This is a genomic window from Pseudomonas alliivorans (assembly GCF_017826695.1).
In the GTDB taxonomy this organism is placed as follows: domain Bacteria; phylum Pseudomonadota; class Gammaproteobacteria; order Pseudomonadales; family Pseudomonadaceae; genus Aquipseudomonas; species Aquipseudomonas alliivorans.
This window is the reverse complement of the sequence record NZ_JAFFZW010000004.1, coordinates 394,673-412,423: the sequence shown is the minus strand read 5'-3', so window position 1 is coordinate 412,423 and position 17,751 is coordinate 394,673. Positions and strand designations below refer to the sequence as shown.

Here is a 17,751-nt window from a genome sequence, read left to right as displayed (position 1 = left end):
TTCTCAGGCGCTGGGCACATGGCCGAACAGCGCCTGTACGAACTCGACCCGTTCCTGAGGCGTTTCCTGTCGGCCTTCCAGTGCAAGTTGCTCGATGCGCGCCTCCACTGCCTGGGTACGGTGCGTCAGGCCGCTGTCGTTGGCAATCTGGATATTCAGGCCGGGACGGGCGTTGAGCTCCAGAATAAGCGGGCCTTTGTCCTGATCAAGCACCATGTCGACGCCGATGTAGCCCAGTCCGCACAGCTCGTGGCATTCGGCAGACAGCTTCATGAAACCGTCCCAATTGGGCAGTTGCACGCCATCCACCGAGTTGGTGGTGTCCGGGTGCTTGCTGATGATGCTGTTCAGCCAGGTGCCTTGCAGGGTGATGCCGGTTGCCAGATCCACGCCGACGCCGATGGCACCCTGGTGCAGGTTGGCCTTGCCGCCTGACTGGCGAGTGGGCAGGCGCAACATGGCCATCACCGGATAGCCCATCAGTACGATGATGCGAATGTCGGGTACGCCTTCATAGCTGATGCTCTTGAAGATCGGGTCCGGCGTGACGCGGTACTCGACCAGTGCCCGGTCGCGGTGTCCGCCCAGCGAGTACAGACCGGTCAGAATGCTGGACACCTGATGTTCGATTTCCGACTTGCTGATGATGCGCCCGGATACGGTGCGATAACGGTCTTCAAAGCGGTCGGCGATTACCAGAATGCCGTCGCCACCTGCGCCCTGTGCCGGTTTGATCACGAAATCGCTCCGCCCGCCGATGATCTCGTCGAGCTGTTCGATTTCCTTTTCAGTGGAAATAACTCCATACATTTCCGGCACATGGATGCCGGCCGCGATGGCGCGTTCCTTGGTGATGATCTTGTCATCGACGATCGGGTAGAGGCTGCGCTTGTTGTACTTGAGCACGTAATCAGCGTTTCGCCGATTGATGCCCATGATCCCGCGCGCTTCCAGCGCCTTCCAGGTTTTCCACCAGCCGATCACTTGGCCTGCTCCTCTTTCAGGAAGGCCTTGAAGCGCATCAGTTCGGTCAGGCGATAGCCACGGTATCTGCCCATTGCCAGCATGAAGCCGACCAGCACCAGCAACACAGCCGGAAAGGTAAACACGAAGTAGGTCAGTTCCGGCACGCTCATGATCAGGTGCGCCAGCGAGGCCGCGAACAACGTGCCAATGGCGACTTTCATGGCATGGCTGGCGCCGCGCTCTTCCCAGGTGATCGACAGCCGCTCGATGGTCATGGTCAGAATCACCATCGGGAACAATGCTACCGACAGGCCGCGTTCCAGCCCCAGTTTATGGCTGAACAGGCTGATGGCGGCGATCAGCACCACCACGAAGGTCAGCACCACCGACAGGCGCGGCAGCATCTGCAACTTCAAGTGCTCAAGGTAGGAGCGCAATGACAGCCCCAGCGCGGTGATCACCGTAAACAGCGCGATGCCGAAGCCCAGCTGGGTTTCGCGGAAGGCTAGGGCGATCAGCACCGGCGTGAACGTGCCCAGCGTTTGCAGGCCGATCAGATTGCGCAGGATCAGGATGACCAGCACGCCAATCGGAATCATGACCATGATCATGAACGTCTGCTGGGTCTGCAGCGGCAGGCCATAAAGCGAATAGGCGAGGAAGTCGGAGTCAGTGCTGGCGTCGGTCAGTTTGGCCAGGCGCATGGCGTTCATTTCGCTGTTGTTCAGGCTGAAGGTGACCTGCACCTTCTTGCCGCCTTCGACAGTGACCAGATTCTCGTCACCGGTCCACCACAGCAGGCGATCATCCGGCAAACCCGCTTCACCGGTGTCCGGGTTGAAATACAGCCATTCCTTGCCATTGAAACTGCGCAGCCACAGCTCCGGCGTTTGCGGCTGACCGGCTTCAAGCCGAATGGTGTGGGCCTTTTCCATCGGTACGTGGGCAATGGACAGCAGCAGTTCGGTGACCTGGGCCTTCTTGCCGGTCGATGTATCGCCGGCCAGCAGCAGCTTGACGTTGTCGTCGTTCAGGTTGTTGACGCGCTTGATGGCTTCAGTAATGAAGGTTTCGACGTCCGCCGAGTGCTGGCGAATCGGAGCGAGCAGGGCTTCGGCCGCGATTTTCTCAGGGCCTTCCACAGGCAGGCTGTCGCGGAAAATCGGGCCTTTGAGCTTGGGTTTCTCGCCGCTGTAGCGTTTGGTCAGCACCAGACGGTAATACAGGGTCTGGTTGCCGGTGGCACGCCGGGTCGACCAGGTGACCCGGCGATTGCCGTCGCCACGGTTGACGCTGACGCCGTAGTTGTTGGAGATAAAACTTTCATTGAGGCTGATGTAGTCGTGCGCCAGAGGCGGCACGAACATCTGGATCTTGACCGAGTCCTTTGGGTTGGCGACGAACTCGACCTTGGCATCGATATTCCACAGGTCGTCGGTTTCGTCTTCGGTCACCGGAATGCCGAGCGCCAGTATCTGATAGGCCGTGATCGCAATGCCCAGTGTGACCAGAGCCGTGATCAGGATTTTCAGATGGAGCGTGAGAGAGCGCATGTATTTACTCTGCGTTTTGAGCGACGGAAGCGCAGCCGGGCTTCCCTGCCGCATATTTAAGACTTGGATCGACCAGCGCATCGAAGTGTTTCAGGGCTTCGGAGCCGATCAAAAGCGGATATTGGAAAGCACTTCGGTCGGTCAAGTTCACTTCTATGGTGCGCAAAACTTCACCCATGCAGACCGACAGGCTGATGACCGGACGTGCAGTGTATTTTTTTTCGTCATCCGGGTCGCGATCATCCGCGCGGCGCTTGATCTTGCTGACCCGCGCCAGTGGCCGTTCGATGGGGTGCGCATGGCGGTCGTCGATGGCCAGGTAGAAGCGTACCCAGCTCTCGCCGTTGCGTTTGAAGTGTTTGATATCGCGTGCACTCAACGAGGCCGTCTTGGCGCCAGTATCCAGCTTTGCGGCGACTTCCAGGTCAATCTCGGCGAGCCGTGCATATTCGTTCAGCCCATAGACAGTCTTGTTGGCGGCCAGGCTGAAAGCAGGCATAAGCAAAAGGCAGAGCAGTGTGGTGAAGGTATCGAGTCTCATAAATCCTGGCGCACCAAGCGCAATACTTCAGGGTCAGGGCGCAAAGGTATGGGCCTGATGACGAAAGAATCGGGGTTGCAGGCTGATATCCGGGACCGGGCAGCACTGAGTAAATGTGGCGCGCAGTCTAGCATGAAGCCTTGCTGCTGCCAGTTTCGTGGCGGTGTCCGGCGGCCCATTCGGCAGTTGAACAAACGTCGCGTATTAGACGATTGTCGACAATCACCGGTTTTTCTTTGACTGTTACGCTGCTCGGGGCTAGATTCAGGTCAATTGAAATGCAAGGTGTTGACAATATTGGGTGCGCTTGAAGAGGTCGCGGGTGTGTCGGACGATTCGGAAACTCTTTCCGAGAACGTCTTCCGGCGTATTCAGGCGGCCATTGTCAAAGGCGAGATCGCTCCCGGCAGCAAGATTTCCGAGCCGGAACTCGCCCGTACCTATGGCATCAGCCGTGGGCCGTTGCGCGAGGCGATCCATCGTCTTGAAGGACAGCGTCTGGTGGTTCGCGTGCCGCATGTCGGCGCCCGTGTCGTTTCCCTGAGTCATGCCGAGCTGATTGAACTGTACGAAATTCGTGAGTCCCTCGAAGGCATGGCCTGTCGGCTGGCGGCCGAACGCATGACGGGCGAAGAGATCGACGAGTTGCGCCGGGTACTGGATACCCACGAGCGCGACGCCGCGTTTCAGGCCGGTGTCGGTTACTACCAGCAGGAAGGCGATTTCGACTTTCATTACCGGATCATTCAGGGCAGCGGCAACCGTACCCTCAGCCAGATGCTCTGTGGCGAGCTTTATCAGCTCGTCCGCATGTACCGCATCCAGTTTTCCACCACGCCGAACCGGCCCCGTCAGGCCTTTGCCGAGCATCACCGCATCCTCGATGCGATTGCCGAACGCGATGGCGAGCTGGCCGAATTATTGATGCGCCGCCATATCGGTGCGTCCAGACGCAATATCGAGCGCCATTATCAGGCGACTACCGAACGAGGTGAATCATGAGTCGCGACACCACAACTCCCGGGCAGCGTTTTCGTGACGCCGTCGCCAGCGAGCAGCCATTGCAAGTGGTGGGTGCAATCAATGCCAATCATGCGCTGCTGGCCAGACGTGCCGGGTTCAAGGCGATCTATCTGTCCGGTGGCGGTGTTGCCGCGGGCTCGCTGGGTATTCCGGACCTCGGCATTACCGGGCTTGAAGATGTTCTGATTGATGTGCGGCGCATCACCGATGTGTGTGATCTGCCGCTGCTGGTCGATGTCGATACCGGTTTTGGTTCGTCGGCATTCAACGTGGCGCGCACCGTGCGTTCGATGATCAAGGCCGGTGCGGCCGCGATTCATATCGAAGATCAGGTCGGCGCCAAGCGCTGCGGGCATCGTCCTAATAAGGAAATCGTGTCCCGGCAAGAGATGGTCGACCGCATCAAGGCCGCCGTCGATGCGCGTACCGACGACAGTTTCGTGATCATGGCGCGCACCGATGCGCTTGCCGTCGAGGGCCTTGAGTCCGCACTCGAACGGGCGGCGGCCTGCATCGAGGCCGGTGCGGACATGATTTTCCCGGAAGCCATCACCGAGCTTGCGATGTACAAGCAGTTCGCCAACCGCGCCGGCGTGCCAATCCTGGCCAACATCACCGAGTTCGGCGCCACGCCACTGTTTACCGTGGACGAGCTGCGCGACGCTGATGTATCGCTGGTGCTCTATCCCTTGTCGGCATTCCGCGCCATGAACAAGGCGGCGGAAAATGTCTACGGCGCGATTCGCCGGGACGGCACCCAGCAAAACGTCATCGACACCATGCAGACCCGAATGGAACTGTACGACGCCATCGATTACCACACCTTCGAGCAGAAGCTCGATGCATTGTTTGCGCAGAAGAGGGGCTGAACAAAGCCCACTGATCATTGCCTTGCCCACGGGAGCAATGGGCACATCAGTGTCGAGGCGCACGAGCGGGGTATTGACGTGATCATTCCCGACAATTTCAAGAACTGGAGAATGCAATGGCTGAAGCAAAAGTATTGAGCGGCGCAGGTCTGCGGGGCCAGGTCGCCGGACAGACTGCCCTGTCCACCGTCGGCATGGCGGGCGCTGGCCTGACCTATCGCGGCTATGACGTTCGCGAACTGGCCGCCGACGCACGCTTCGAAGAAGTCGCCTATCTGCTGCTCTACGGCGAGCTGCCGACCCGGACGCAACTGACGGCCTACCTGCAACGCCTCAAGGAAATGCGCGAGCTGCCGCAAGCCCTGAAAGAAGTCCTTGAGCGCATACCGGCCGACACTCACCCGATGGATGTGATGCGTACCGGCGCCTCGATGCTCGGTACCCTGGAGCCCGAGCGCAGCTTCGAGCAGCAGCGCGATTCAACCGACCGCCTGCTGGCCGCCTTTCCGGCGATCATGTGTTACTGGTACCGCTTCAGCCACGAAGGCAAGCGCATCGACTGCACCACCAACGAAGACTCCATTGGCGGGCATTTCCTGCATCTGTTGCTGGACAAGACGCCCAGCGAACTGCATCGCAAGGTCATGGACGTGTCGCTGATCCTGTACGCCGAGCACGAATTCAACGCGTCGACCTTCACCGCACGGGTCTGCGCATCGACCCTTTCCGATCTGTATTCCTGCATTACCGCAGCGATCGGCACGTTGCGCGGTCCGTTGCACGGCGGCGCCAACGAAGCGGCCATGGAAATGATCCAGCGCTTCGGCTCGGCCGAAGAGGCGACCCAGGGCACGCTGGGCATGCTGGAGCGCAAGGAAAAGATCATGGGCTTTGGCCATGCGATCTACAAGGAATCCGACCCACGCAACGAGGTGATCAAAGGCTGGTCGAAACAGCTCGCCGATGAGGTGGGAGATACCGTGCTGTTCCCGGTCTCCGAAGCCATCGACAAGGTCATGTGGGAGCAGAAGAAGCTGTTTCCCAATGCCGACTTCTACCACGCCTCGGCGTATCACTTCATGGGCATTCCAACCAAGCTGTTCACGCCGATCTTCGTCTGCTCGCGCCTCACCGGCTGGGCGGCCCATGTGTTCGAACAACGCAGCAACAACCGCATCATTCGTCCGAGCGCCGAGTACACAGGCGTCGAGCAGCGCAGCTTCGTGCCTATCGAGCAGCGCTGAGCCGGATGGGCAGGGGAGCCGCTGATGAGCTTCCCGCCCGTCATTCGAAACCCTGCTGATTCAGCCCAGTAATGAACCGAGCCTGCAATGAACAGAGAATTTCGCAAACCGCTTCCCGGCACCCCGCTTGATTATTTCGATGCGCGCGCAGCCGTCGAAGCCCTCAAGCCCGGCGCTTACGCCACGTTGCCTTACACCTCGCGTGTTCTGGCCGAAAACCTGGTGCGCCGCTGTGATCCGACGACCCTGAATGCCTCGCTGAGCCAATTGATCGAGCGTCGCCGCGATCTGGATTTTCCCTGGTTTCCGGCGCGAGTGGTGTGTCACGACATTCTCGGCCAGACCGCACTGGTTGACCTCGCAGGCTTGCGCGATGCCATCGCGTCCCAAGGCGGCGACCCTGCGCTGGTCAACCCGGTGGTACCGGTGCAGTTGATCGTCGACCACTCGCTGGCCGTGGAATGCGGCGGCAACGATCCCCAGGCATTCGAGAAGAACCGCGCCATCGAGGATCGCCGCAACGAAGACCGTTTTCACTTCATCGACTGGACCAGGCAGGCGTTCAAGAACGTCGAAGTGATTCCGCCCGGCAACGGCATCATGCACCAGATCAATCTGGAGAAAATGTCGCCGGTGGTGCAGGTACTGGACGGTGTGGCGTTTCCCGACACCCTGGTCGGCACCGACAGCCACACCCCGCACGTCGATGCGCTGGGCGTGATCGCGATCGGTGTGGGCGGTCTTGAAGCAGAAAACGTGATGCTGGGTCGTGCGTCCTGGATGCGTTTGCCGGACATCATCGGTGTCGAACTGACCGGTCGCCGACAGCCCGGCATTACCGCAACCGACGTGGTATTGGCTCTGACCGAATACCTGCGCCAGCAAAAAGTGGTGGGCGCGTACCTGGAGTTCTATGGCGACGGCGCGGCCAGCCTGACGCTGGGCGACCGGGCGACGATTTCCAACATGGCGCCTGAGTATGGCGCTACGGCTGCGATGTTTTCCATCGATTCGCAGACCATCGATTACCTGCGCCTGACCGGGCGCGAGGATGAGCAGGTCAAGCTGGTCGAGCTGTACGCTAGGCACACCGGATTGTGGTCCGACAGCCTCGAACAGGTTGAGTACGAGCGAGTACTGAGCTTCGACCTGTCCGGCGTGGTGCGTAATATGGCCGGCCCGTCGAATCCGCATGCGCGTGTGGCCACGTCCGATCTGGCCGCCAGAGGTATCGCCGGGCAATGGGACGACGTGCCGGGGCAGATGCCCGATGGCGCGGTGATCATCGCTGCGATCACCAGTTGCACCAACACCAGCAACCCGCGCAACGTGATCGCCGCGGGCCTGCTGGCGCGTAACGCCAATCGCCTGGGGCTGACTCGCAAGCCCTGGGTGAAGTCCTCGCTGGCACCTGGCTCGAAAACCGTGGCCTTGTATCTGGACGCTGCCGGGCTGACCACTGAGCTCGAGCAACTGGGTTTCGGCGTGGTGGCGTTTGCCTGCACCACCTGCAACGGCATGTCGGGTGCGCTGGATCCGGCCATCCAGCAGGAAATCATCGACCGTGACCTGTATGCCACGGCAGTGCTGTCCGGTAACCGCAACTTCGACGGGCGGATTCATCCTTACGCCAAGCAGGCGTTTCTCGCCTCGCCGCCACTGGTAGTCGCTTACGCGATCGCAGGTACGATCCGGTTCGATATCGAGAAGGATGTGCTGGGCGTCGTCGATGGCAGGGAGATTCGCCTCATGGACCTGTGGCCAACGGACGAAGAGATCGATGCGGTGGTGCAGGCATCGGTCAAGCCGGAGCAGTTCCGCCAGGTCTACATTCCGATGTTCGCCATCGAAGAACACACAGGGCCCAAGGTCGAGCCACTGTATGACTGGCGTGCCATGAGCACCTACATCCGCCGTCCGCCTTACTGGGAGGGGGCGCTGGCCGGAGAGCGCACGCTCAAGGGGATGCGTCCGCTGGCGGTGCTGCCGGATAACATCACGACTGATCACCTTTCGCCGTCGAACGCCATCATGCTCAACAGCGCAGCCGGTGAGTATCTGGCGAAAATGGGCGTGCCGGAAGAGGATTTCAACTCCTATGCCACCCACCGTGGCGATCACCTGACCGCCCAGCGCGCCACGTTCGCCAATCCGCAACTGGTCAACGAGATGGCGGTGGTAGAGGGCAAGGTCAAGAAGGGCTCGCTGACCCGTATCGAGCCGGAAGGCCAGGTGACGCGCATGTGGGAAGCCATCGAAACCTATATGGCGCGCAAACAGCCGTTGATCATTATTGCCGGTGCCGATTACGGTCAGGGCTCGTCCCGCGACTGGGCGGCCAAAGGTGTACGTCTGGCGGGGGTCGAGGCCATCGCGGCCGAAGGCTTCGAACGTATCCATCGCACCAATCTGGTCGGTATGGGCGTCTTGCCTCTGGAATTCAAGCCGGGCACCAGTCGTCTGACACTGGGCATCGACGGCAGTGAGACCTATGACGTGATCGGTCAGCGTACGCCGCGTGCAACCCTGACGCTGGTGATCAATCGCAAAACCGGAGAACGCCTCGAGGTGCCGGTGACCTGTCGTCTGGATACCGCCGAAGAACTCTCCATCTACGAGGCGGGCGGCGTGCTGCAACGCTTTGCTCAGGATTTCCTGGAAGCGACGGTGTCTTGAAACAGAGCAGCACTGATCGTGCTCACGCACAGCATGGGCACGATCAAAACGAAAGTGTCTGAATAAATGCATGCCGCCTCCCACAGTTCGCTGGTTGCCGCGAGACGTGTCTATGACGATGAGCGCGGAGCATGGCAACGATCAATGACCGGTACAGGAACAGACATGACTCACTTACCACAAATCCGAATCCCCGCTACCTACATGCGTGGCGGTACCAGCAAAGGTGTGTTCTTCAACCTGCTTGACCTGCCCGAAGCGGCGCAGGTTCCAGGTCCGGTCAGGGATGCACTCTTGCTGCGCGTGATCGGCAGTCCGGACCCTTACGAAAAACAGATCGATGGCATGGGGGGCGCGACATCCAGCACCAGCAAGGCGGTGATCCTGTCGCGCTCCAGCAAGGCCGGTCACGATGTCGATTACCTCTTTGGTCAGGTATCCATCGACAAGCCGTTCGTGGACTGGAGCGGCAACTGCGGCAATCTCTCGGCGGCGGTCGGTTCGTTCGCGATTCTCAGCGGTCTGGTGGAGGCCAGCCGCATTCCGCAGGACGGCATTGCCACGGTCCGGATCTGGCAGGCCAACATCGGCAAGACCATCATCGCTCACGTGCCGATCAGCAAGGGGCAGGTGCAGGAAACCGGTGACTTTGAACTCGATGGCGTGACCTTTCCAGCGGCCGAGGTGCAACTGGAGTTTCTCGATCCTGCAGCGGACGAAGAGGGCGCTGGTGGTGCGATGTTTCCCACTGGCCATCTGATCGATGATCTGGACGTGCCGGGCGTGGGTGCGCTGAAGGCAACCCTGATCAATGCGGGCATACCGACTATTTTCATCAACGCCGCCGATATTGGTTACACCGGCACCGAGCTGCAGGGCGACATCAATGGCAGCCCTGAAGCGCTGGCGAAACTGGAGACCATCCGGGCCTACGGTGCCGTGCGTATGGGGTTGATCGGGCACGTGGACGAAGCCGCACGTCGGCAGCACACGCCGAAGGTTGCCTTCGTGGCGCCCCCGTCCGGTTACGTGTCGTCCAGCGGCAAGCCGGTCGCGACGCAGGATATCGATCTGCTGGTGCGTGCCGTGTCCATGGGCAAGCTGCACCATGCCATGATGGGCACTGCCGCTGTGGCGATTGGTACGGCGGCTGCCATTCCGGGCACGCTGGTGAATCTGGCGGCCGGTGGTGAAACCCGCAGTTCAGTCCGTTTCGGCCATCCCTCCGGCACTTTGCGGGTGGGCGCCGAGGCACATCAGCAGGATGGCGAGTGGACAGTGACCAAAGCCATCATGAGCCGCAGTGCCCGGGTGCTGATGGAGGGCTGGGTGCGAGTGCCGCAATCTGAAGCATGAAAGCACGTGGATTGATCGTGCCAATGCGCTGCGTTGGCATGAATCCTCCTGAAGGCACGCAATCTCTGTGGGAGGCGGCTTGCCGGCGATGGCGTGACTCTCGTTCCTGAGGCATAGACTGACAAAACGCCTCGCCGGCGAGCCTCCTCCCACGATAAGTCCGTGGTTGGATGAGGCTGGCGTGCTCTGTTCGGCAATCCAGGGAAATGACCCTTACTTGAACCGCCGCTCAACCCCTTTCTCCACCAACACCTTGGCGGAGATTTCCTCCACCGAGAAATGGGTGGAATTGATGTTCGGGATGTTCTCACGGCGAAACAGATTCTCGACCTCCCGCACTTCGAATTCGCACTGCGCAAAGCTCGAGTAGCGGCTATTGGGTTTGCGCTCGTGGCGAATGGCGGTCAGGCGGTCCGGGTCGATGGTCAGACCGAACAGTTTCTCGCGATGCTGCTTGAGCGCGGCGGGCAGTTGCAGGCGTTCCATGTCGTCCTCGGTCAGCGGATAGTTGGCCGCCCGGATGCCGAACTGCATGGCCATGTACAGGCAGGTCGGGGTTTTTCCGCAACGTGAGACGCCGACCAGGATGATGTCGGCCTTGTCGTAGTAGTGCGTGCGCGCACCGTCATCGTTATCCAGCGCGAAATTGACCGCTTCGATACGCTCCATGTAGTTGGAGTTGTGACCGATGGAGTGCGATTTGCCCACCGAATACGAAGAGTGTGAACTAAGCTCCAGTTCCAGCGGCGCCAGAAAGGTCGAGAAAATATCGATCATGAAGCCGTTCGACGTCGCCAGGATTTCCCGAATGTCCTGATTGACGATGGTGTCGAAGATGATCGGCCGCACCTCGTCCTTGTCGGCGGCCTTGTTGATTTGCTGTACCATCGCCCGCGCCTTCTCGACACTGTCGATATAGGGCCTGGTGAACTTGTTGAACGTGATGTTTTCAAATTGCGCTAACAGGCTTTGCCCCAGGGTCTCGGCCGTGATGCCGGTCCCGTCGGAGATGAAGAAAGCGGATCGTTTCATTTGCGCCCCTGGCCTTAAGCAGTTGACGATTTCTGGATATCATAGGCGCGCTGGCGGGCCCTGAGGGTCTGCATTCTCGCCTATTTTGCAGGTTCAGGTTCGCACCTGTTCCGAAACGCCTGCGGTCACGTTGCCGTGACGTCGGTGAATGAGCTTTTCCCAACAATAAACACAGTTAGTGGAGAGATCACCTTGGTAGAGTACGTAGTTTCCCTCGATAAGCTCGGCGTCCATGATGTGGAGCATGTGGGAGGCAAGAACGCATCCCTCGGCGAAATGATCAGTAACCTCGCAGGCGCTGGTGTATCAGTGCCCGGTGGTTTCGCGACTACGGCCCAGGCCTACCGTGATTTTCTCGAGCTCAGCGGTCTGAACGATCAGATCCATGCAGCTCTGGATGCTCTTGATGTCGACGACGTCAACGCCCTGGCCAGAACAGGCGCGCAGATTCGTCAGTGGATCATGGAAGCCGAATTCCCCGAGAAGCTCAACGCCGAGATTCGCACTGCATTTGCCGCGTTGTCGGCAGGCAATCCGAATCTGGCCGTTGCCGTGCGTTCTTCCGCCACCGCCGAAGACCTGCCTGATGCCTCCTTCGCAGGCCAGCAGGAAACCTTCCTGAATATTCGCGGCGTCGAGAACGTTATCCGCGCGGCCAAGGAAGTGTTCGCCTCGCTGTTCAACGACCGCGCCATTTCCTACCGCGTGCATCAAGGCTTCGATCACAAGCTGGTGGCGCTTTCCGCTGGCGTGCAGCGCATGGTGCGTTCCGAAACCGGTACTGCGGGTGTGATGTTTACCCTGGACACCGAATCCGGCTTTCGCGATGTGGTGTTCATCACCGGCGCCTACGGCCTGGGTGAAACGGTTGTGCAGGGCGCCGTCAACCCTGACGAATTCTATGTACACAAAGATACCCTGGCCGCTGGCCGTCCTGCGATCCTGCGTCGCAATCTGGGCAGCAAGGCCATCAAGATGATTTACGGCGAGGAGGCCAAGGCTGGTCGTTCGGTCAAGGTCATTGATGTCGAGCCCGCCGACCGTGCGCGTTTCTGCCTGACCGATGCCGAAGTGTCCGAGCTGGCCAAACAGGCGATGATCATCGAGAAGCACTACAAGTGCCCGATGGACATCGAATGGGCCAAGGACGGTGACGACGGCAAGCTCTACATCGTTCAGGCGCGTCCTGAAACCGTGAAAAGCCGGGCGTCGGCCAACGTCATGGAGCGCTATCTGCTCAAGGAGACCGGCAAGGTGCTGGTCGAAGGTCGTGCCATTGGTCAGCGCATCGGCGCGGGCAAGGTGCGGATCATCAAGGACGTGTCCGAGATGGACAAGGTCCAGGCCGGTGACGTGCTGGTCTCCGACATGACCGACCCGGACTGGGAACCGGTCATGAAGCGCGCCAGCGCCATCGTCACCAACCGTGGCGGCCGGACCTGCCACGCGGCAATCATCGCCCGCGAACTGGGCATCCCCGCCGTTGTAGGTTGCGGCAATGCCACCCAGTTGTTGCAGGACGGGCAAGGCGTGACGGTTTCCTGCGCTGAAGGCGACACCGGTTACATCTTCGAGGGCGAATTGGGTTTCGACATCAAGACCAACTCGGTCGATGCCATGCCCGAGCTGCCGTTCAAGATCATGATGAACGTCGGTAACCCCGACCGGGCGTTCGATTTCGCCCAGTTGCCCAACGCCGGTGTCGGCCTGGCGCGTCTGGAGTTCATCATCAACCGAATGATCGGCGTGCACCCCAAGGCGCTGCTGAATTACTCGCTGTTACCGCCGGAAATCAAGGACAGCGTCGACAAGCGCATCGCCGGCTACGATGATCCGGTCGGTTTCTATGTCGAGAAGCTGGTCGAGGGCATCAGCACCCTGGCCGCCGCGTTTACGCCGAAGAAGGTCATCGTGCGTCTGTCGGACTTCAAGTCCAACGAATACGCCAACCTGATCGGCGGCAAACTGTACGAACCGGAAGAAGAAAACCCGATGCTGGGCTTCCGTGGTGCATCGCGCTACATCAGCGAGAACTTCCGCGACTGTTTCGAACTGGAATGCCGCGCCCTCAAGCGTGTGCGTGAGGACATGGGCCTGACCAACGTCGAGATCATGGTGCCGTTCGTGCGCACCCTGGGCGAAGCGAGTCAGGTCATCGAGCTGCTGGCGGCCAACGGCCTGAAGCGCGGTGAGAACGGTCTGCGCATCATCATGATGTGCGAGCTGCCTTCCAACGCGATTCTGGCTGAAGAGTTCCTCGAGTACTTCGACGGCTTCTCCATCGGCTCCAACGACCTGACTCAGCTGACGCTGGGCCTGGATCGTGATTCCGGCGTCATCGCTCACCTGTTCGACGAGCGCAACCCTGCGGTCAAGAAGCTGCTGTCCAACGCCATCCAGGCCTGCAACAAGGCTGGCAAGTACATCGGCATCTGCGGTCAGGGACCTTCCGATCACCCGGATCTGGCGCGCTGGCTGATGGATCAGGGCATCGAGAGTGTCTCGCTCAACCCCGATTCGGTGCTGGAGACCTGGTTCTTCCTGGCCGAGGCGCAAGCGCCGGTCTGATGTGACGCGAAAAAGTCCTGAGCCGTCTTGTGGTTCAGGATTTCATCAAAAAGAGGCGGTTTTTTCGGAGACCGCCTTTTTTATTCGCCGCAGGGCGCACCTACATGCAGTTTCATACAGTCTGTCAGAGGCGACCCGATGCCTTTGAATTTCCGAAAAGAGCAATATGCAAAGCAGCAGCCATCTATTTCCCGTTGCCTTGATCAGTGCCGAGCGTCGTGGCGATCTGGTCGAGGACGTCTACCGTCTCAAACCTGCCAACAGTCCTGACGCGAGCGTCGAACTGGCCGTGACCCGCCTGGGCCTGGTCGATCAGGCTCGTGGACGGGGTATTCCGGTTATCCTGGTACACGGCAGTTTTTCCAATCGCAGATTCTGGTATTCGCCCAAGGGTATCGGTCTGGGACCGTTTCTGGCGCGTGCCGGTTATGACGTCTGGATTCCCGAAATGCGTGGGCATGGCCTGTCGGCACGTAATCAGAACTATCGCGCCAATTGCGTAGCCGATTACGCCCGCTATGACGTGCCTGCAATTGCTGCCTTTGTGCAGGAGCAAAGCGGGCAGGTACCCCACTGGATCGGTCATTCGCTGGGCGGCACCACCTTGGCCGCCGCGTTGGGGGGCGAATACCTCGGCGTCGAGAGCGCAGCGTCGGTGGCGTTGTTCGGCAGCCAGATCAGTCGTACCTACTGGCCGTTGAAGATTCCGCCGTTGCAATGGTCCAGTCGCCTTCTGCTCAAACGCTTCGAGCACGTGTCCGGTCCGCGTTTCAAGCGCGGGCCGGAGGACGAGCCCATGGGCATATTGCTGGAAAGCATGCGCTGGCACGGTCTGTTCGGTCGCTTCGGTGATCGTCACGGCGACTGGTGGGCGGGCTTGAAAGCCGTTCAGGTTCCGTTACTGGCGGTGGCCGCAGTGGGTGATCACCAGGATCCGGTGTGGGCCTGTCGGATGCTGTTCGATCAGGTGGGCAGTGAACTCAAGCAGTTTCTCTGCCTGGGTCGCGAGCATGGGTTCAACGAAGATTTCGGCCATGTGCAGATGCTGGTCAGCAAGGGTGCGCAGCAACAGGTGTGGCCCCGAGTGATCGATTGGCTGCGTGTGCGGTCTGCTGAACAGACAGCCGAGCTTCAGGTGGCAGTAGGCAGTTAGTGGTTAAAGTCGCTATAAAGACATTGCACTGCGCAGCACGCTGAATCTGCACCATTCTTGAGCCCATGCCTCAATGACAGGAGTTGACCTCATGCACTACCTCACCCCCGATCTGTGTGACGCTTATCCGGACCTGATACAGGTTGTCGAACCGATGTTCAGCAATTTCGGTGGACGCGACTCGTTTGGCGGCAAGATCGTCACCCTCAAGTGTTTCGAAGACAACTCGCTGGTCAAGAAGCAGATTGCGCTGGACGGTAAGGGCAAGGTGCTGGTGGTCGACGGTGGCGGCTCGCTGCGTTGCGCAATGCTGGGTGACATGGTCGCCGAGCAGGCTTCGAAAAATGGCTGGGAAGGTGTTTTGATCTACGGCTGCGTCCGCGACGTGGACATGCTGGCTCAGACAGATCTGGGCGTGCAGGCGCTGGCCAGCCATCCGAAGAAAAGCGAGAAGCGTGGCGTCGGTGAGCTGAATGTGCCGGTGACCTTCGGCGGTGTGACCTTCAAGCCGGGCGATTACCTTTATGCCGACAACAACGGCGTGATCATTTCTCCTTCTCCCCTGACCATGCCGGAATAAGCGACGTCTCAATGTTCGATGAAGCAAACGCGCAGTGGGGGCTGGTTCATGCCCTCGTATTGGATGGTAAGGGTGGGGCGCGTTTCATCGCTCGTACCGAGCTTCAGGACCTTGAGTTGCAGCCGCAGGAAAGCCTGTGGCTGCATTGGGATCGCAGTCATCCGCAGACACAGACATGGTTACGCACCGCCAGCGGCCTGAGCGAGTTCGCCTGCGATCTGCTGCTTGAAGAAAATACCCGGCCGCGTCTGCTGGCGCTGCCCGATGAGGAACTGCTGCTGTTTTTGCGTGGCGTGAACCTCAATCCCGGTGCCGAGCCTGAAGACATGGTTTCGGTGCGGATTTTCGCGGCAGCGCAGCGGGTGATCTCGTTGCGACTGCGGCCCCTTCGTGCCACCGAAGAGCTGATCGAGCTGCTCGGCCAGTCCAAAGGCCCCAAAACGGCGTCGGAACTGATTCTTTATCTGGCTCAATACCTGACTGACAAGGTTCAGGATCTGGTCGGCGAGCTGACTGAATCGGTTGATGAGGAAGAAGAAAAGACCGATGCCGACGAACGGTACAGCCCCGAGCATGGCAAGTTGCTGCACATCCGCCGTCGTGCGGCAGGTCTCAGGCGTTTTCTGGGGCCTCAACGCGATATCTATGGCCAGCTTTCACGTATCAAGCTGACCTGGTTCGACAATGAAGACGCCGACTACTGGAACGAGTTGAACAACAGCCTGACTCGTTACCTGGAAGAGCTTGAACTGACGCGAGAGCGAGTCGGGCTGCTGCTTGAGTCCGAAGACCGGCGTCTGCGCGAGCACATGAATCGCACCATGTACCGCTTCGGCATCATCACCGGTATCTTCCTGCCCATGAGTTTCCTGACCGGTCTGCTGGGCATCAACGTCGGGGGCATTCCCGGCGCGGAAAATCCCTACGGTTTTCTGGTCGCGTGCAGCCTGATTGTCGCGGTGGCGGCAGGGCAGTGGTGGCTCTTCAGAAGGTTGCGTTGGGTATAAGGCTTATACTTATATGTTTTTTCATGAAGCGTTTGTGACTCACCTGCAAAGCGTCACGTCTTTGACTTACATTGCGTGAGGTGCCTGATGCACGATCCGTTTGAAGAATCTTTACGTGACATGCTTAATTCGTCATCCTCCAGCCGGGACGACGATGCATGTCTGGGGCGAGTCCTGAAAACCGCCAACCGCCAGGTCGGTGCCGGTGTGTTGTTCGGGCTGCTGGGCCGTTGGTCCGAGGCGATGATGATCGCGCTCAATAATGGTTCCGCCCATGTCGCTCCCGTTTCCCGTCGCACCAGAGCTGGTGCGCGTTCTATCGATAAGGCTGATTGAGCATGGAATTGAACCTCTGGACGCAGAGTCTTCTTGCTGCAATGACTGCATTGTGGACCAAAGTTGCAAACTTCATCCCTAACCTGTTTGGCGCGCTCGTCGTGGTGGTGCTCGGTTTTGCCGTAGCCAAGCTGCTTGATGCGCTGCTGTCCAAACTGCTTGCCAAGCTTGGGCTGGATCGCCTGGTCGGCGGCACAGGACTGACCAAGATCATGGGGCGTGCCGGCGTCAAGGTGCCGATCTCCACATTGATCGGCAGGATCGTTTACTGGTTCGTGTTGTTGATTTTCCTGGTGTCCGCTGCCGAGTCGCTGGGCCTGCAACGGGTATCTGCCACGCTCGACATGCTGGCGCTGTACCTGCCGAAGGTGTTCGGCGCGGCGCTGGTGCTGCTGGTCGGCGTATTGCTGGCGCAACTGGTCAATGGCCTGGTGCGCGGTGCGGCCGAAGGTGTCGGCATCGATTACTCTGCCGGTCTTGGAAGAATTGCCCAGGGCCTGGTCATTATCATCAGTATTTCTGTCGCGATCAGCCAGTTGGAGGTCAAAACCGACCTGCTGAATCACGTGATCGTGATTGCCTTGCTGACCGTTGGTCTGGCAGTGGCCCTGGCGTTGGGCCTGGGAAGTCGCGAAATTGCGGGTCAGATCATTGCCGGAATTTATGTGCGTGAGCTCTATCAGGTAGGCCAGCAGGTGCAGATAGGCGATACTGAGGGTCAGATAGAGGAAATCGGTACGGTCAAGACGACCCTGCTGACAGATGAAGGGGAGCTGGTTTCTTTTTCCAACCGGATCCTCCTCGATCAGAGAGTAAGCAGCCGTTAAGCGGCTAACCTGCTAATCTA

Annotated in this window: 15 protein-coding genes; 11 read left to right on the top strand and 4 right to left on the bottom strand. The window is 59.5% G+C overall.

The genetic code is table 11. The features are described 5' to 3' along the window. Positions 1-3: 3 nt before the first annotated feature. Genes JTJ32_RS14440 through rloA form a run of 3 tightly spaced genes read right to left on the bottom strand, consistent with a single transcriptional unit; the run spans position 4 to position 3,060 of the window. Entirely contained in the window at positions 4-981 is a 978-nt protein-coding gene (locus JTJ32_RS14440) for an alpha-L-glutamate ligase-like protein (protein WP_210042511.1), read from the bottom strand. After that, the gene (gene rloB, locus JTJ32_RS14435; protein ID WP_099227351.1) at positions 981-2,519 is read right to left on the bottom strand and encodes an osmotic stress tolerance membrane protein RloB; all 1,539 of its coding nucleotides are present in this window, start codon (positions 2,517-2,519) and stop codon (positions 981-983) included. The genes JTJ32_RS14440 and rloB overlap by 1 nt, the downstream gene beginning before the upstream one ends. Before the next feature lie 4 nt (positions 2,520-2,523). Then, positions 2,524-3,060 (bottom strand): retropepsin-like aspartic peptidase RloA, encoded by a 537-nt coding sequence (gene rloA / locus JTJ32_RS14430; protein ID WP_210042439.1) that lies wholly within the window; start codon positions 3,058-3,060, stop codon positions 2,524-2,526. Between the two features lie 294 nt (positions 3,061-3,354). Here rloA and JTJ32_RS14425 point away from each other — a divergent pair, with 294 nt between their 5' ends. The 5 genes from JTJ32_RS14425 to prpF all read left to right on the top strand — a co-directional run bounded on the left by JTJ32_RS14425 (position 3,355) and on the right by prpF (position 10,228). Further along, a complete protein-coding gene (locus JTJ32_RS14425) occupies positions 3,355-4,062 on the top strand; it encodes a GntR family transcriptional regulator (RefSeq protein WP_210042510.1) in 708 nt (235 codons plus the stop codon). Next, positions 4,059-4,952 (top strand): methylisocitrate lyase, encoded by an 894-nt coding sequence (gene prpB, locus JTJ32_RS14420; protein ID WP_210042438.1) that lies wholly within the window; start codon positions 4,059-4,061, stop codon positions 4,950-4,952. The genes JTJ32_RS14425 and prpB overlap by 4 nt, the downstream gene beginning before the upstream one ends. 116 nt (positions 4,953-5,068) lie before the next feature. Beyond that, positions 5,069-6,196 (top strand): bifunctional 2-methylcitrate synthase/citrate synthase, encoded by a 1,128-nt coding sequence (gene prpC / locus JTJ32_RS14415; protein ID WP_210042437.1) that lies wholly within the window; start codon positions 5,069-5,071, stop codon positions 6,194-6,196. Between the two features lie 87 nt (positions 6,197-6,283). Then, a complete protein-coding gene (gene acnD / locus JTJ32_RS14410; protein ID WP_210042436.1) occupies positions 6,284-8,872 on the top strand; it encodes a Fe/S-dependent 2-methylisocitrate dehydratase AcnD in 2,589 nt (862 codons plus the stop codon). A 165-nt stretch (positions 8,873-9,037) separates the two neighbouring features. After that, a complete protein-coding gene (gene prpF / locus JTJ32_RS14405; RefSeq protein ID WP_210042435.1) occupies positions 9,038-10,228 on the top strand; it encodes a 2-methylaconitate cis-trans isomerase PrpF in 1,191 nt (396 codons plus the stop codon). 213 nt (positions 10,229-10,441) lie between these two features. Here prpF and ppsR read toward each other — a convergent pair whose 3' ends face one another. Further along, positions 10,442-11,260 carry a posphoenolpyruvate synthetase regulatory kinase/phosphorylase PpsR gene (gene ppsR, locus JTJ32_RS14400; protein ID WP_099227358.1) on the bottom strand — a complete coding sequence of 273 codons (819 nt, stop codon included), beginning with the start codon at positions 11,258-11,260 and terminating at the stop codon, positions 10,442-10,444. 192 nt (positions 11,261-11,452) lie between these two features. On the opposite strand from ppsR, the gene ppsA reads away from it, so the two are divergent. From ppsA to JTJ32_RS14370, 6 genes are all read left to right on the top strand, one after another. Next, entirely contained in the window at positions 11,453-13,828 is a 2,376-nt protein-coding gene (gene ppsA, locus JTJ32_RS14395; RefSeq protein WP_210042434.1) for a phosphoenolpyruvate synthase, read from the top strand. 166 nt (positions 13,829-13,994) lie between these two features. After that, on the top strand, positions 13,995-14,981 hold the full coding sequence (locus tag JTJ32_RS14390) for an alpha/beta fold hydrolase (protein ID WP_210042433.1): 987 nt from the start codon (positions 13,995-13,997) through the stop codon (positions 14,979-14,981). Between the two features lie 91 nt (positions 14,982-15,072). Then, complete coding sequence (gene rraA / locus JTJ32_RS14385; protein WP_210042431.1) at positions 15,073-15,561, top strand: ribonuclease E activity regulator RraA; 489 nt, start codon at positions 15,073-15,075, stop codon at positions 15,559-15,561. Positions 15,562-15,572: 11 nt separating this feature from the next. After that, positions 15,573-16,568 (top strand): divalent cation transporter CmaX, encoded by a 996-nt coding sequence (locus JTJ32_RS14380; RefSeq protein ID WP_099227362.1) that lies wholly within the window; start codon positions 15,573-15,575, stop codon positions 16,566-16,568. Between the two features lie 87 nt (positions 16,569-16,655). Beyond that, positions 16,656-16,904, top strand: a complete 249-nt coding sequence (locus tag JTJ32_RS14375) for a CrfX protein (RefSeq protein WP_099227363.1) — start codon at positions 16,656-16,658, stop codon at positions 16,902-16,904. 2 nt (positions 16,905-16,906) lie between these two features. Further along, positions 16,907-17,731 (top strand): mechanosensitive ion channel family protein, encoded by an 825-nt coding sequence (locus JTJ32_RS14370; RefSeq protein WP_004885692.1) that lies wholly within the window; start codon positions 16,907-16,909, stop codon positions 17,729-17,731. The last annotated feature ends 20 nt before the right edge of the window (positions 17,732-17,751 follow it).

Excerpts from the sequence above, each read along its gene's own strand:
- prpB (WP_210042438.1), top strand. The coding sequence starts at position 4,059 with ATGAGTCGCGACACCACAACTCCCGGGCAGCGTTTTCGTGACGCCGTC.
- JTJ32_RS14370 (WP_004885692.1), top strand. The coding sequence starts at position 16,907 with ATGGAATTGAACCTCTGGACGCAGAGTCTTCTTGCTGCAATGACTGCA.
- prpC (WP_210042437.1), top strand. The coding sequence starts at position 5,069 with ATGGCTGAAGCAAAAGTATTGAGCGGCGCAGGTCTGCGGGGCCAGGTC.
- rloA (WP_210042439.1), bottom strand. The coding sequence starts at position 3,060 with ATGAGACTCGATACCTTCACCACACTGCTCTGCCTTTTGCTTATGCCT.
- prpF (WP_210042435.1), top strand. The coding sequence starts at position 9,038 with ATGACTCACTTACCACAAATCCGAATCCCCGCTACCTACATGCGTGGC.
- acnD (WP_210042436.1), top strand. The coding sequence starts at position 6,284 with ATGAACAGAGAATTTCGCAAACCGCTTCCCGGCACCCCGCTTGATTAT.
- JTJ32_RS14380 (WP_099227362.1), top strand. The coding sequence starts at position 15,573 with ATGTTCGATGAAGCAAACGCGCAGTGGGGGCTGGTTCATGCCCTCGTA.
- ppsR (WP_099227358.1), bottom strand. The coding sequence starts at position 11,260 with ATGAAACGATCCGCTTTCTTCATCTCCGACGGGACCGGCATCACGGCC.
- rraA (WP_210042431.1), top strand. The coding sequence starts at position 15,073 with ATGCACTACCTCACCCCCGATCTGTGTGACGCTTATCCGGACCTGATA.
- JTJ32_RS14390 (WP_210042433.1), top strand. The coding sequence starts at position 13,995 with ATGCAAAGCAGCAGCCATCTATTTCCCGTTGCCTTGATCAGTGCCGAG.
- JTJ32_RS14375 (WP_099227363.1), top strand. The coding sequence starts at position 16,656 with ATGCACGATCCGTTTGAAGAATCTTTACGTGACATGCTTAATTCGTCA.
- rloB (WP_099227351.1), bottom strand. The coding sequence starts at position 2,519 with ATGCGCTCTCTCACGCTCCATCTGAAAATCCTGATCACGGCTCTGGTC.